Origin of the sequence: Sulfuricurvum sp., from assembly GCF_028681615.1 — a bacterium.
GTDB lineage: Bacteria > Campylobacterota > Campylobacteria > Campylobacterales > Sulfurimonadaceae > Sulfuricurvum.
The window spans coordinates 1-14,214 of the sequence record NZ_JAQUHV010000018.1 but is presented as its reverse complement, the minus strand read 5'-3'; the positions used below and the strand labels follow the sequence as shown (position 1 = coordinate 14,214).

At 45.9% G+C, this 14,214-nt stretch carries 13 protein-coding genes and 1 pseudogene; 6 read left to right on the top strand and 8 right to left on the bottom strand.

What is annotated here, in order from left to right; translation table 11 throughout:
- Nucleotides 1–61 precede the first annotated feature (61 nt).
- Complete coding sequence (locus PHE37_RS12240; protein WP_300008679.1) at nt 62–2,428, top strand: ribonucleoside-diphosphate reductase subunit alpha; 2,367 nt, start codon at nt 62–64, stop codon at nt 2,426–2,428.
- Nucleotides 2,419–2,790, top strand: coding sequence for a hypothetical protein (locus tag PHE37_RS12235; RefSeq protein ID WP_299996869.1), 372 nt, complete (start codon nt 2,419–2,421; stop codon nt 2,788–2,790). The genes PHE37_RS12240 and PHE37_RS12235 overlap by 10 nt, the downstream gene beginning before the upstream one ends.
- Here PHE37_RS12235 and PHE37_RS12230 read toward each other — a convergent pair.
- Genes PHE37_RS12230 through PHE37_RS12205 form a run of 6 tightly spaced genes read right to left on the bottom strand, consistent with a single transcriptional unit; the run spans nt 2,780 to nt 7,135 of the window.
- A complete protein-coding gene (locus PHE37_RS12230) occupies nt 2,780–3,214 on the bottom strand; it encodes a low molecular weight protein-tyrosine-phosphatase (protein WP_299996867.1) in 435 nt (144 codons plus the stop codon). The genes PHE37_RS12235 and PHE37_RS12230 overlap by 11 nt on opposite strands.
- On the bottom strand, nt 3,211–4,149 hold the full coding sequence (locus tag PHE37_RS12225; RefSeq protein ID WP_299996865.1) for an RsmB/NOP family class I SAM-dependent RNA methyltransferase: 939 nt from the start codon (nt 4,147–4,149) through the stop codon (nt 3,211–3,213). The genes PHE37_RS12230 and PHE37_RS12225 overlap by 4 nt, the downstream gene beginning before the upstream one ends.
- Complete coding sequence (locus PHE37_RS12220) at nt 4,146–4,757, bottom strand: class I SAM-dependent methyltransferase (protein WP_300008677.1); 612 nt, start codon at nt 4,755–4,757, stop codon at nt 4,146–4,148. Before PHE37_RS12220 ends, PHE37_RS12225 begins: the two co-directional genes overlap by 4 nt.
- Complete coding sequence (locus PHE37_RS12215) at nt 4,754–5,398, bottom strand: protein-L-isoaspartate(D-aspartate) O-methyltransferase (RefSeq protein WP_299996860.1); 645 nt, start codon at nt 5,396–5,398, stop codon at nt 4,754–4,756. The genes PHE37_RS12220 and PHE37_RS12215 overlap by 4 nt, the downstream gene beginning before the upstream one ends.
- Nucleotides 5,395–6,129, bottom strand: coding sequence for a carbon-nitrogen hydrolase family protein (locus PHE37_RS12210; protein WP_299996857.1), 735 nt, complete (start codon nt 6,127–6,129; stop codon nt 5,395–5,397). The genes PHE37_RS12215 and PHE37_RS12210 overlap by 4 nt, the downstream gene beginning before the upstream one ends.
- Entirely contained in the window at nt 6,116–7,135 is a 1,020-nt protein-coding gene (locus PHE37_RS12205; protein WP_299996854.1) for a ribonucleotide-diphosphate reductase subunit beta, read from the bottom strand. The genes PHE37_RS12210 and PHE37_RS12205 overlap by 14 nt, the downstream gene beginning before the upstream one ends.
- Nucleotides 7,136–7,233: 98 nt before the next feature.
- On the opposite strand from PHE37_RS12205, the gene PHE37_RS12200 reads away from it, so the two are divergent.
- A complete protein-coding gene (locus PHE37_RS12200) occupies nt 7,234–10,482 on the top strand; it encodes a DUF748 domain-containing protein (protein ID WP_299996852.1) in 3,249 nt (1,082 codons plus the stop codon).
- 86 nt (nt 10,483–10,568) lie between these two features.
- Nucleotides 10,569–11,672: a YeiH family protein gene (locus PHE37_RS12195; RefSeq protein ID WP_299996849.1), complete on the top strand. Its 1,104-nt coding sequence runs from the start codon at nt 10,569–10,571 to the stop codon at nt 11,670–11,672.
- On the opposite strand, the gene PHE37_RS12190 is transcribed toward PHE37_RS12195, so the two are convergent.
- On the bottom strand, nt 11,673–11,993 hold the full coding sequence (locus PHE37_RS12190; RefSeq protein WP_299996872.1) for a hypothetical protein: 321 nt from the start codon (nt 11,991–11,993) through the stop codon (nt 11,673–11,675). It lies immediately after the preceding gene.
- Nucleotides 11,985–12,305: pseudogene (locus PHE37_RS12185) on the bottom strand (ATP-binding protein); the annotation flags it as partial. The gene PHE37_RS12190 and the pseudogene PHE37_RS12185, both read right to left, overlap by 9 nt.
- 160 nt (nt 12,306–12,465) lie before the next feature.
- Between PHE37_RS12185 and PHE37_RS12180 the strand changes: the two are divergent.
- Both PHE37_RS12180 and PHE37_RS12175 read left to right on the top strand, forming a co-directional pair.
- Nucleotides 12,466–13,176 carry a TnsA endonuclease N-terminal domain-containing protein gene (locus PHE37_RS12180; protein ID WP_299996845.1) on the top strand — a complete coding sequence of 237 codons (711 nt, stop codon included), beginning with the start codon at nt 12,466–12,468 and terminating at the stop codon, nt 13,174–13,176.
- Nucleotide 13,177: 1 nt separating this feature from the next.
- Entirely contained in the window at nt 13,178–14,095 is a 918-nt protein-coding gene (locus PHE37_RS12175) for a helix-turn-helix domain-containing protein (RefSeq protein WP_299996842.1), read from the top strand.
- Nucleotides 14,096–14,214: the final 119 nt, after the last annotated feature.

Sequence of the window (14,214 nt, the reverse complement as noted above, 5' to 3'; positions counted from 1 at the left end):
AGATACGCCAAAGAGATTCTCTTTTTGGTATTCAAAATAGACGGATTATTAAGGGAGAGAGATGCTAACTATAGTTAAACGAAACGGCCGCCGTGAACCGTTGGATATTTCAAAAATTCAAAAATATACTTCTGCTGCTGTTAAAGGGTTGATAAACGTATCGCAAAGCGAATTGGAAGTCGATGCACAGATTCAGTTCCGTGACGGTATCCATAGTAATGAGATTCAGCACACCCTGATTAAAACAGCGGTTGACAAGATCGACATCGATTCTCCCAATTGGACGTTTGTAGCATCCCGTCTCTTTTTATATGATCTTTATCACCGTGTAAACGGTTTTACCGGTTATGGCTCATTAGAGAGTTATTTTGAACGAGGTGAAGCTGAAGGACGTATTTTACTCGGTCTGCGTGATAAATTCGATTTAGCGGATTTGGATGCGTATATCGTACCTGAACGTGATCTTGAGTTTAACTATCTCGGCGTAAAAACTCTTTATGACCGTTATCTGATCAAAGACCGTAACGGCGATCCGATCGAGCTGCCTCAACATATGTTTATGGCCGTTGCAATGTTCTTGGCACAAAACGAAACCGACCGTCAGGGATGGGCGAAAAAGTTCTATGACATGATGTCCAAATTCGAAGTGATGATGGCGACCCCTACTCTCTCCAATGCCCGCACCAATCGTCATCAGCTTAGCTCGTGTTATATCGGTTCTGCGCCGGATAATATCGAAGGGATTTTTGACGCCTACAAAGAGATGGCATTGCTCTCGAAATTTGGCGGAGGAATCGGCTGGGATTGGACACAGGTCCGTGCGATGGGTTCATTCATCGACGGGCATAAGAACGCGGCCGGCGGAACCGTACCGTTTTTGAAAATCACCAACGATATCGCGATTGCGGTCGATCAGCTCGGAACCCGCAAGGGAGCTATCGCCGTGTATCTCGAGCCATGGCACATGGATGTCAAAGATTTCCTCGATGTGAAGAAAAACTCCGGAGAAGAGCGCCGACGTGCGCATGACTTGTTCCCAGCGCTGTGGATCAACGATATGTTTATGAAACGTGTCGTAGAAGACGGAATCTGGACGATGTTCGATCCGTTCGACGTAAAAGAGCTCAGTGAGCTTTACGGAGATGCGTTTGAGAAACGTTATCTCGAACTCGAACAAGATCCAAATATCGTAAAAGAACATACCAAAGCGAAAGATCTTTGGAAAAAGATTTTGACGTCGTATTTTGAAACGGGAAGCCCGTTCCTGTGTTTTAAAGACAGTGCGAATCGTGCCAATCCGAATGACCATTACGGCATTATCCGCAGTTCAAACCTTTGTACCGAGATTTTCCAAAATACGCAGCCGAACCATTATCTGATCAAAATCAAATACGAAGACGGATCGTTTGTCACTTTTGAAGAAGATGAGATCGTAAAAGTCGACAGCGGAATCGAAAAACCGGCGAACAAAGTTACGGCACTCGATTCTCTCGGAGGCCGTCCGATCTACATCGTGGAAAAAGAGAAAGTCGACGGTGCAACAGCGGTGTGTAACCTCGCATCGGTTAACCTCTCCCGTGTCCATACGAAAGAGGATATCGACCGTATCGTTCCGGTAGCGATTCGTGCTCTTGATAATGTTATCGATCTCAACTTCTATCCGTTGGAAAAAGTAAAACGTACAAACATGCGCAGCCGTGCAATCGGTTTGGGTGTTATGGGTGAAGCGCAAATGCTTGCCGAAAACAAAATCGTTTGGGGCAGCCAAGAACATTTCGACAAAGTCGATGAAGTGATGGAGTCGGTGAGCTATAACGCGATTCTCGCTTCCAGCAACCTCGCCGTCGAAAAAGGAAAATATGCCGAGTATGAAGGCTCAAAATGGAGCCGCGGAATCCTCCCTATGGATCATGCGACTGCAGAAGTTCAAAACCTCGTGGATCGCGGCGGATTGTTTGCACCGAATTATGAGTGGGATGAGCTTCGTGAAACGATCAAACGTCAGGGGATGCGTAACGGCTATCTGATGGCGATCGCACCGACCTCTTCTATCTCTATTCTTACCGGTACGACACAAACGATCGAGCCGATCTACAAACGCAAATGGTTTGAAGAAAATCTCTCAGGATTGATTCCGGTTGTTGCACCGAAACTCAGTCCGGATACATGGGGATACTATACTCCAGCGTACGATCTCGATCAAACGATCCTCGTCAAAGCGGCGGCAATCCGTCAAAAATGGATCGATCAGGGGCAAAGTCTCAATATCTTTATCACCCTAGATCGCGCCAGCGGGAAATATCTCAACGATATCTACATGCTCGCATGGAAACTGGGTCTCAAATCGACCTACTATCTACGCTCACAATCGCCGGAGCAAAAACAAGACACAGCAGACCGCTCGATGGAGTGTGAAGGGTGCCAGTAAAGCCCCTGAGCGTCTCAACGCTCAAAAACCTGCTAGAGCGTATCGATTTTGCCCGACAGGGTGAAATCCGCTCCCTTACCCCCCTATCCCCTACTTCCATCGAAATCCGTTTCAGTGTTCAGGATATCGCACGCGGTTATGACTGGATCGATGTGATGTTTCGAATAGAAGGTGTGAACGACGCCAAACTCGTGAGTGATAATGTTCTACGTGCATTGGATATGTCGGAGGGGATAACGGTAGAGCTAACACCTAACAGTGCCGCGTTAGCGATCGGCAGTTACAGCGGACGTTGTGACGAAGCACCGTGTTATATTCTCGGAACCTCGATCGGATACGAAGAACTCCCTTTTAGCGGGTAAGGAGCTTTTTTACGCACGATTCGATCATCGTATATACGTGCTCGAACCCTTCAAATCCGTCAAAAAAATACGGATCGGGGACATCTGCCCCCTCGTGCCCATAATCTCCCAATTTCACTAAATTAGTACATCCCATCGCTTTGAGATCGTTATAGTTGCTTTGATCCAGTGCGACGATCAGATCAAAGGTTCTGAAGTCGGCTTTGCAGACCTGACGGGCACGAAGTTTTGAAATATCAATATTGTGATTATGAGCGACGGTAACAGAGTGTTTGCAGGGAGGTTCTCCGGCGTGCCAATGGCTCGTTCCGGCAGAGTCGACCGTGATGTTGTGGCCGCCCTCTTCTATCAAACGGCGTGCAACCCCTTCGGCGATCGGTGAACGGCAGATATTTCCCAAACAGACAAAGAGGACGGATTTCACTTTTTCTCCAACAAACAGATAAAGAACCCGTCGATGGTATCGGTCGGCAAAATACGGACGGCATTTTGGATCCGTTCATCGAAAACCTCTTTTCCCCACCGTTTTAAAGGCTTTTGGATGTTATAGAAGGGCAAAGTCAGGGGCAATGTCGTTAAATGCTCTCCATGACGCTCTAAGAGGTGCTGGAGAGGGCTTTCATTCTCTTCGGGAGAAAATGAGCAGGTACAATAGAGCAATTTACCGCCCGGTTTGAGGGCATCGAATGCGGAGAGGAGCAATCGGCGCTGGAGTTTCGAGGTCTCTTTGACCTTGTGGATCGTCCAAAACGACATCGATTTAGGCTCATGGGTTTTGAACCGCGCTTCGGAGGAACACGGTGCATCGAGTAAAATACGGTCAAACATCTCGGGACATTTTTTCCCCACGCTCCGTCCATCGGTCATGTAGGTGTGGGCATTGGTCACCCCTTGGCTTTCCAGATTGTCGCGCAGTCGGAAAAAACGTTCTCGCGACAGTTCTACCGCCGAGAGCCATCCCGTGTTTTCCATCATCTCTGCAAGCATCAGCGTTTTACCTCCGGGAGCGGCGGCGAGATCGAGTACCGTCTCTTCGGGCTTGGGGGCGAGGATGAGCGGTGCGATCATGGAGGCGAGATTTTGGATATAGAGCCTGCCGCCGTAAAAGGGATCGCTCTGGGTGAGGCGAAGTTTCTCTTCGGGAGCGATACGGTAGACGCCCTCCAGCCACCCTACCCGCTCAAAGGGGATATCTGCGGCAGTTAACTCCGCTTCGAGGGCTTCGGGTGTCGATTTGAGCGTATTGACCCGAAAGGTGACCTGTTTAGGAGAATCAAAGGTACGGATGATGGAGTCAAACTGTTCATGTGGAACAATTTGGGAGAGTCGCTCGACAAAAGCTTCAGGAAGGGTTGTCATCGTTTGCGTACCGCCATACGGACAACCGAAGCGATTCCGATATGCCCTCTTCCCTCGTTGAGTTCCGTTTCGGTTTCGCAGAGTTCGAGTATATCGCACGGTGTTTGTTCTAAAAGTGTGCGTAACTCATCGGCAGTATAGAGAAGCGTTTCATCTTTAGGGCCGCCGGTAGTGCGTGGAAGCTGATGTATAGAGAAAAACTCTCCTGCGAAAATAGCACCGGGTTTGAGATGGTCGATGACTTTTGAAAACACATCACTGCGGAGCGGTTCAGCGAGGTGGAGAAAGGAGCAGAAAATCGCATCATAGTGTTCACCCGGCTCCCAGTCTTCCAAATCGATGTGAATAAGGCTCAGGGTAAATCCAAGCGAGTGTGCCAAAGCTTCTGCTTTTGCCAAACCGATATCGCTGGCATCGAGTGCGGTGACGGTGTGCCCTTTACTCAGGGCATAGGCTGCGTTGCGCCCTTCCCCCTCTCCTAAAAAGAGGATATTTTTCCCCTTCTCCAGCGTGTCGATGTGGGAGGCGACGTATCGGTTCGGCTCTTTACCGTAAAAATACCCCTCTTTGGCGAAGCGTTCGTTCCAAAATTCGCGCTGATCACTCATCGTACCACTCCGTCCAATACCGGAACAAAATCGCATACTTCGAGGGGATCTTCATGGATGACGCCGCCCCGCTTTGTAAATCGGGTGATGACCTGTTCACGCCCCCGCTCCATAGGTGCCAAGAGTATTCCCCCTTCTCGCAGCTGATCGAAGAGTTTTTGAGGGATGGCCCGTGCCGAAGCGGAAAACAAAATACGATCGAATGGGGCATACTGCTCCCATCCGTTTTGTCCGTCATCGGTTCGGGTGTGAATATTTCCCAAATGGAGATGTCGGAAGCGCTCTTTTGCCTCCAGCAGCAGCGATTCGATACGCTCGATCGTAAAGACACGGCGGAAAATTTTGGACAATACTGCCGCCTGATAACCGCTGCCGCATCCGATTTCGAGTACGCTGTCGCACCCTTCGGGACTGAGGTACTGGGTCATTTTCGCCACCGTCAGCGGTGAGGAGATGTATTGCTGCGCACCGATCGGCAGTGCATCCAGACGATAGGCATTGTGCCGCATAGCGATCGGGACAAACATCTCCCGATTGGTATGGACGATCGCCTCTTTTATGTTGGCGCGAAGAGGGAATTTTTTAGCGATCTCCTCGGCCATGCGTGAGGTTTTAATGATGGTGATTTTATCGATGCTCATTCGATTCCTACATTGAGATATCGGCGCATTGAGAGGACGGTACGCTCTTCAAAATGCGAGGTTAAAAGTTCGGCTCCGCTGTTACGGATCTCCCCGCCGAAGGGGGTAATGATGCCGCTCATGGCACTGGTATCCTCATTGGCTGCATCAGAGGCGATAACATAACATTGATTCATGAGCGCAAGTGCGTTGGTTAAAGTGGTGAAATGGTCTGCTCGAAGTTTCCCCCATTGAGCCGGGAGTGCGATGATATCGCACCCCTCCATACGCTGCCAGAGTGTTTTAAACCGCAGTTCGAAACAGATGAGGATACCGATGGTGATCCCCTCGAATACAAAGGGGGTTATCGCACCCTCTTCTCCCGCAGTAAAATGCTCATGTTCCGCACCCAACGCAAAGAGTTTCGCTTTGGCTTGTCGGTGAAGAATGCAATCGTTGTGAAGCATATACGCGACGTTGTAAAAGTTATTGCCCTCTTTGGTAATCGCGGTGAAGATCAAAAGGCGATTCGGTACACATTTACGCAGTTTTTCAAGTGCTGCAACGGTAAATGCCGCAGCTTCGTCAAATCGATCATAAGCAAAGCCGCTTAGAGCAACTTCCGGGGCAACGATAATGGCATCTTCGGGAGATTGGTCGATCAGTGTGATGAGACGGTCGAGGTTTTTTTCAAAATCCTCGTCCGTTTCAAAACAAAGCGATACGATGGAGCGGTTTTTAGAAGTCGTCAAAGCTGAGGCTTCCTTTGGAATAGTTCGTCACGGTTCCCTCAAAGAAATTCGTTTTTTGATCATTGAATTTCGAGAAATCATCCACCCATTTAATCGGATTGGAGACATTGTAGAGGGGTTTTAGCCCGACTGCGGTGAGGCGGTTGTCGGCAAGATACTGAATGTATTGTTCCACGATTTCATTGGTAAGACCCAAAATTTGTCCTTGGGTAATGTACTGACCCCATGCCACTTCTAATGCGACCGCTTTGCGGAACATATCATAGACCTCTTCGATGAGTGTTTCGGTGAAAAGATCGGGGCGTTCGCGGCGCAGGGTGTTGATGATGTTTTGGAATAAAACGAGGTGGGTCACTTCATCACGCTGGATAAAGCGGATCATCTGTGCGCTTCCGAGCATTTTACCTGAACGCGCGAGGGTGTAGATATAGGTAAATCCGCTGTAAAAATAGATCCCCTCTAAAATTTGGTTTGCAAAACAGGCTTTGACAAAAGCGCTTTCACTTGGATCATTCGCAAGCTCGGTATAACGTGCCGCAATCGAGTCATTTTTGGTTTTAAGCATCATATCACGTCGCCAGAGATCGTAAATCTCTTCACTGTTTTGGCTGATAGAGTCGACCATGACCGCGTAACTTTGAGAATGAAGCGCTTCTTCGAAACTTTGGCGTACCAAGATGAGGTTGATTTCCGGTGCCGTCACATACGGGTTGACGTTATCCATCAGGTTGTTCGTTTGGAGACTGTCCATGAAAATAAGCTGGGAGAGTGCTTTGTCGTATGCGGTTTTTTCCATCTCAGTGAGGTATTTGTAGTCGACCGCATCGCGTGTCATATCGACCTCTTTTGGGAACCATGTGTTGTTGAGCATCATTTCCCAGAGGTTATATGCCCATTGGTATTTGATGTTGTTTAACTCGAAAATACCGGTCGGATTACCGCCGAAAATCTGGCGATCGTTTACATGTTCTTTGGAGGTTGGATTGTAAATTTGTTTACGCTTCATTACGGCTGTCCCTACTGTGCAGTTAAAGTAAATGATTATGTCGAAATATAGATTTAAGTATGATAAAATGAAAAGAGTTTTTCGATGGGGGTAACGAGATGAATAAAGGGATAATCCTCAAATCGTTGGCAGCAGGCGTGGCGATTTACAGTGCAGCAGGTTTTTTAGGAGTACCGTATCTTCTCAAAAACGTTGTTCCCCAAAAAGTGGATGAAGCAACACATGGGGGAAAATTGTCGGTTCAGGCGGCATCATTCAACCCCTTTACCTTTCACTTAAAGCTTAAAAATTTCTCCTTTAAAACGCCTCAAAACGGCGATTTCTTTGCCCTCAAAGCTTTTTCGATCAATCTCGACCCCACGGATTATTTGTGGCGCGGCGGTTTGGTTATCAAAGATATCCGATTGAGCGAGCCTAAGATCACGATTCGCCGTGATCAAAACGGAGATTTTAATTTCAAATGGCTTACTGAACTAGGGGACAAAACGGAGACAGAAAAGAAACCTTCTGAGCCTTTGGGACTGATTATCAAACATTTCGCTCTGAATGAGGGGACGCTGGATTATAACGATTTTTCAGACGGAAAAGCGTATAGCGTCGGGTTGGGACCGATAGGATTCAATCTCGATAATATCGATCTGCGGCACCTTTCTAAAGCAAATGGAAAAATGCGTGTGTATGCAACGATCAACGAGGGGGGATTTATTGAACTGAAAAGCAAAGTCAACTCTCTCTCCCCGCTTACGCTGGATGGAAGCGTAGCGTTTGATTCGGGAAAACTCTATACGCCATGGCGTTATTTTAAAGAGAAGTTTCCGATTGAAGTGGCTGATGGAACGGCAGGCTTCAGATTTGATTACCGTTTTAACAGCAATGACATCAATGCGACCGAACTCTCAAACCTCCATTTTGAAATGGACAAACTGCGCGTCATACCAAAAGGAGAAGATCGTAATCTCCTAACCCTTGCTTCGCTCAAAGTCACAAACGGTAACGTTCAGCCTCTGCGAAAGATTTTTAATGCGGAATCTCTCAATGTGGGAGGGGTCAATTTGGCTGCACAGCGGTCGCATGAGGGGAAAATCGATTGGCTCGACTATATCGATCAGATCCAAAAAGCATTCCCGGAAGATAAAAATGAGACTAAAGTTCCTTGGCGTTTTGCATTGGGAAATGTGAACGTCGAAAATGTCGGAGTTCAGTGGAGCGATTTTGCCCCGCGTGAACCGTACACGGCAAGTCTGAATAACTTCTCCCTTCACACCGGTGCGCTTAGCAGTGACGAAAAGACTCCGTTGACACTCTCATTGGGAACAGAAGCCGTTCGCGTAACACGCAAAAGTGATAATGCTCAAGCTTTCGGGATCGAGGGAATCGGAGTGGAAGGGGTTGAAATCAACCGTTTCGACCATATGGCAACAGTGAAAAAAGTGTTGATTTCCAAACCCTCAGCATCGTTAAAGCGGCTTAAAGACGGTTCGATCGATGTGACCCGCTATCTGTATGCTTCACCACAGAAGGCCGAGTCAGAGCCATCTGTTCCATGGGGATATCAACTGGATGAAATTACTCTTAATGACGGAACTTTCGGATTTACCGATGAGGTCCCTCACAAAAAGGTAGCGTTGAATTTTGAACAGTTGAACGGGAATGTTCGCTATTTTAGCAGCGATGCGAAGGCTAAAAATGATATTTCCCTTTCGACGAGAGTCAATGAAAAAGGATCATTAGAACTCAAGGGGGATCTTGTTCGGGCTCCGCTTCGAAGTAACGGAACGTTTACCCTAAAAGGGATTGATTTATCGATTTTTGACCCGTATCTCGAACCTGCCACCTATGCATCTCTGCGTCGAGGGACGCTGGCGGTTGCAGGAAATTATGACTTTACCCCTGCAAAAACCTCGGTAAAAGGGAAAGTAGCACTGAGCGATTGGGTTGTCAATGATACGAGAGACGACAGTGTATTGTTGGGATGGCAGAATATCGGTGCGACACCGTTTGTCTATGCCTACCCCGATAATCGGCTTAAAATCAACCAGCTGGCGATTGACGGATTCTATACCAATACTCTGATCGATTCGAAAAAAGTTCTGAACTTCTCCACGTTGAGTAAAAAAAGCCAAAACGATACCAATACAACTGCGACCAAGTCGTCGGGGAACCCTTTTGGAGTTGATATCGTCAAATTGGTTTTGAGAGACAGTAGTGCAAACTTCAGTGACATGTCTTTGCCTCTGCCGTTTAAAACGTATATCCATGATTTGGAAGGTTCGGTACTGGGGATTTCGACGACGAAAGACGTCACGACGTTTGTCAAACTTCGCGGGGGTGTCGATCAATACGGATTGGCAAAAATCGACGGCCAGCTCAATACGGCAGCCCCTAAGAAATACACCGATATCAAAGTGGGATTCGACAATCTCGATCTCAAAAACTATACTCCGTATTCTCTCGAATTTTTGGGGTATAAAATTGACGGGGGGAAACTCTTTTTAAATCTCGGATACAAAATCGACCAGGGACAAATGAATGGAGACAATAAGGTCGTTATCAAACAGATTCAGCTGGGTGCCGAAAAAGAGGGGGGATCACCGTGGCCGATGCGGCTGGTCGTTGCATTGCTCGAAGACAGTGATGGGGTTATAGATGTCAGTCTCCCGGTTGAGGGGGATGTGAATAAACCCGATTTCAAATACGGCAGTGTCGTATGGCAGGTGATTAAAAATCTCTTTACCAAAGCGGTAACGTCACCTTTCCGGCTGCTTAGTTCGATGCTGGGGATTGAGAATGACAAACTCGCTTCGATCGATTTTGAGGGGGGATCAGCCGTTCTGCAGCCTCCTCAGATTGAAAAACTCGACCAGATTGCCGGTATGCTCGAAAAACGTCCTAAATTGACATTGGATATCTATGGCGGATGGGACACGGTTTCCGATACACACGCCCTTAAAGCAAAAAAACTGGTCCAAGCGGCATTAAAACGGAATAAAAATTTAAAAATCGATACTCCTCAGGCCATGAGTCTCGATCTCCTCGAAGATATGGCAGATGATTCTCTGGATTCCAAAGAAATCAAAACGATTAAAAACAATCTGGAAGAAAAATATCCGGAAGAAGCGGCATTTGTACGCCATTTCAGTGATGCATTGATAGAGAAACTCATTGCGATTCAAACGCTTACACCACAGGAGACACAGCTGTTGGCACATCAACGTGCAGAAGCAATACGATTATACCTGATGAAAAATGCGGGTCTGGAAAAACGACTGGTACTCAAAGCAGAAGAGGCAGCCAAATCTTCAACAGGCGGAGAAATTCCGACTCGGCTGGAGATCGTTGTACCATAATGGTGAATATTTGGTTCAATCGGGCTTATTTTTAAATTTGTCCGATTCTCCCTATAATGTCATAATTGAATTTTATAGGAGAAGCGATGCCATTTTCACCTGCAAAGCGTAAAGGTACCCTCAGCGGTATCCTTTTTGTCGCCATCTTTGCCGCAGCCGCGACGATGATTGCCGACATCAGTGCCATTAAAAATCTTGGAATTTCACCGTTAGTTGTGGGGATTGTGTTGGGGATCTTTTTTGCCAATACCCTACATAACCGTATCCCTTCCGTCTGGGAAGGGGGGATTACTTTTTCAGGTAAAAAAATCCTCCGATTCGCAATCGTGTTTTACGGTTTTAGAATCACATTTCAACAAATTGAGCAAGTGGGAATAGAGGGGTTTATGGTCTCTTTGATCATGCTTTCCACCACGTTTATTCTCGGAACTTTTTTAGCTCAAAAGTTTTTTAAACTTGACCGGGATACCTCAATGCTGACTGCTGCAGGTGCATCGGTATGCGGAGCTGCAGCCGTTCTGGCAACAGAGCCTGTTTTGAAAAGTGAAGAGCATAAAGCTGCCGTCGCTGTATCCATGGTGGTCCTTTTCGGGACTATTTCAATGTTTTTATATCCTGTATTGTATGCTGCCATCATCGCTCCCGCAACAGGGTTTTTGCATATGGACCCTTCAACGTTCGGAATGTATGTAGGAGGTACAATTCATGAGGTAGCTCAAGTCGTAGCCGTACCGGCATCCATTCCGGGTGCCGATCAATCAATGGCCAATACAGCGGTAATTGTAAAAATGACACGGGTTATTTTGATCGCTCCGATGTTGATTGTATTGGGAATTTATCTCTCGTATGCTGCCAAGAAAAGCGGGACTGCAGGCGGCGGTGTGAAATTGGTCATCCCTTGGTTTGCCGTATATTTTATCGGTATGGCCGGTGTCAATTCGCTTATACTGAACTTTACAGATGCACATACGGGTGAAGCGATTGCCACTACGATCACTTCTGCGATTGCAAATATCAATATCGTCGATACGTTCTTGCTTACGATGGCAATGACAGCACTGGGAATGGGGACACGATTCGCTAAATTCAAAGGATTAGGCTTGGCCCCTATTTATGCGGCAGGATCCATGTTTATTTGGTTGGTAGTAGGTGGTTTTGTCATTACCAAATGGGTTGTGGCAACATTTTAATTATCTTTTCCGATAGCTCAATGCTTCAAGCAGATGAGCTTTTCCAATATTATCTTCCCCTTCGATATCGGCGATCGTCCGTGCGACTTTAAGTACACGGCTTACCGCCCGAAATGATAACCCGAATCTTCCTATGGCCTGATCGATTACTTGCTGAGTTTCCGAATTTAACGGACAGTATTGGGTTATTTCCGCATCACTCAGCGCACCGTTTAATCGTTCTTGCCCCCGTTGTTTCTGACGCAAAAAGGCTTGACGTACGATCGCATGTAGATCGCGGGAAGTGACACTGGGTTTGTCTTCGGAACTGACAGCATGCATCTGAACATATAAATCAATGCGATCCAAAAAAGGGTCTGAAAGACGTGATTTGTACCGGCTGATTTCTAAGTCGCTGCACCGGCAGGCTACGGATGTGCTAAAAAGATTTCCGCAAGGGCAGGGATTCATGGCGGCAACAAATAAAAAATTGGCATCGTAGGTCACTTTTGTATTGACACGTGAAATGCGTATATGGCGGTCTTCCAGCGGCTCGCGTAATGCTTCAAGAACGGTTTTAGAAAAATGGGGGAGTTCGTCAAAGAATAAGATTCCGCCGTGTGCCAATCCAACTTCACCGATTTGGGCTTTATGTGTGCCGCTGACAGATTCATTAAACTATGCTACAATCAAGAGCTTACTACGGAGTTAATCAAATGAAATTTCATTTAACTTTACTACAAAATATAGTTAACTGTGCTACAACCTTTCCAAATACCAATAAACTGTCCTACAATATTTCTGGAGTAGCAGTATGAAAATCTCGATGAAAAATAGAAAGATCGGTTATACCTATGGGAGCGTGTCAGGACGTTATTCATTTCGTAAAGAAAAAACTATTGCGTTTGAGTCAATGCTTGAAAAAGATTTTATTACGTTATGTGAATATAACGACCTTGTCTTGGATGTGATCGAACAGCCGGTAACGCTTTTATATATTAATGAAAATGGCAGAGAAGTACCTTATACACCAGATTTTTTGGTCTATTTTAAATCGTCGCCTTACTCTGGTGTCATATCTGATCATCCAAAGCCAATGTTGGTTGAAGTAAAACCTGCTGATAAGCTCAAAGAACAGTTTTGCGAATACCGACATAGATTTAAAGTAGCTACGAGATATGCGATGGAAAATGGTTTTGTTTTTAAAATTTTTGACGAAAAGAGAATCCGTGGACAGCAGCTTAAAAATATCAATTTCATTGCCCGACATAAAAACCTTGTTTACTCGGAAAACGAGGAAGAAAGGATTTTGGGACATCTAAAAGCTATCGGGCATACCGCAATCGATCATTTGCTTGCATATTTGTTTGTTACCGAGGTTCAAAGGGGAATAGGGCTTGGTCAAGTATGGCATTTACTTGCAAATAAAAAAATTGCATGCGATATGAGTTTGCCTTTGGGACATCATACGGTCGTATGGCTCAATACACCAAATTATTATGAATCCAATGAAGAGGAATTTTGAAATGACGGCACAGAGCACAGGGCATAAACTCGATAGAAGACTTTTAAAGTTTATGGCTGAAGATTATGTTGAATGTGGTGGTAAAGTCTATCAGATAAGTCTGATCATCGATTTTGATGAAGTGATCGGCATTGATATCGAAACAAAACGTCCCGAACGTTTACTAATTAGAGATTTAAAACCTGTGAGTTTGGATAAAGTTCAAGACAATGGATTTATTCATCGCGATCTTACAGATATAAGTGACGATGACTGGAGGGAGCTGGAAAGAAGATTTGCTGCCATTGCACCGATATTAAATGGAGCGAGCCGAGCTGAAATTGAACAACATGCAAAAAGCATCAATATTCACTTTACGACTCTATATCGGTGGTTGAGAAACTATAAATCTACTGGGACACTTACGGGACTTCTTCCAAAAAAGGAGGGTAGAAAACCTGGAGAAATTAGAATTGACAGCCGTGCAGAAAAGATTATTCATGAAAAGATTAATGAGCATTATCTAACACGAGAGCGTCATTCGATTCAATTTGTTATGAATAAAATATTCGATCAGTGTAATCAGGAAAATTTGGTTTCGCCAAGTAAAAATACGATCCGTAACCGCATTTCTCGAATTACTGAATATGAACGACTGAAAAAGCAGGGGAATGCTTCGGTAGCAAAGGATAAATTTGCACCCGCGCCCAACAAATATGAAACGGATTATCCTTTGCAAGTGGCACAAATTGACCATACCCAAGTAGATATCATTTTGGTTGATGACGATAGTAGATTGCCGATTGGGCGGCCATGGATCACCTTGATGATTGATGTGTACAGTCGGATGATAATGGGATATTTTTTATCATTGGATGCGCCGAGTACGACATCGGTTGCAATGTGTATCGCCAATGCGGTTCTTCCCAAAGTGGAATGACCCCTTAAATGTAGACACTTTTTAAGACGCCGATTATGTCGATATGACAGAAGCGAAAGGCGACAGGAGAAGTGAATGCCACCGAGATATACAGACGAGTTCAAACAAGAAGCTGCCAG

Coding starts and splice junctions, on each gene's coding strand:
- PHE37_RS12240 (WP_300008679.1), top strand. CDS start 62: ATGCTAACTATAGTTAAACGAAACGGCCGCCGTGAACCGTTGGATATT.
- PHE37_RS12225 (WP_299996865.1), bottom strand. CDS start 4,149: ATGACAACCCTTCCTGAAGCTTTTGTCGAGCGACTCTCCCAAATTGTT.
- PHE37_RS12220 (WP_300008677.1), bottom strand. CDS start 4,757: ATGAGTGATCAGCGCGAATTTTGGAACGAACGCTTCGCCAAAGAGGGG.
- PHE37_RS12215 (WP_299996860.1), bottom strand. CDS start 5,398: ATGAGCATCGATAAAATCACCATCATTAAAACCTCACGCATGGCCGAG.
- PHE37_RS12205 (WP_299996854.1), bottom strand. CDS start 7,135: ATGAAGCGTAAACAAATTTACAATCCAACCTCCAAAGAACATGTAAAC.
- PHE37_RS12200 (WP_299996852.1), top strand. CDS start 7,234: ATGAATAAAGGGATAATCCTCAAATCGTTGGCAGCAGGCGTGGCGATT.
- PHE37_RS12195 (WP_299996849.1), top strand. CDS start 10,569: ATGCCATTTTCACCTGCAAAGCGTAAAGGTACCCTCAGCGGTATCCTT.
- PHE37_RS12190 (WP_299996872.1), bottom strand. CDS start 11,993: ATGCATGCTGTCAGTTCCGAAGACAAACCCAGTGTCACTTCCCGCGAT.
- PHE37_RS12180 (WP_299996845.1), top strand. CDS start 12,466: ATGAAAATCTCGATGAAAAATAGAAAGATCGGTTATACCTATGGGAGC.
- PHE37_RS12175 (WP_299996842.1), top strand. CDS start 13,178: ATGACGGCACAGAGCACAGGGCATAAACTCGATAGAAGACTTTTAAAG.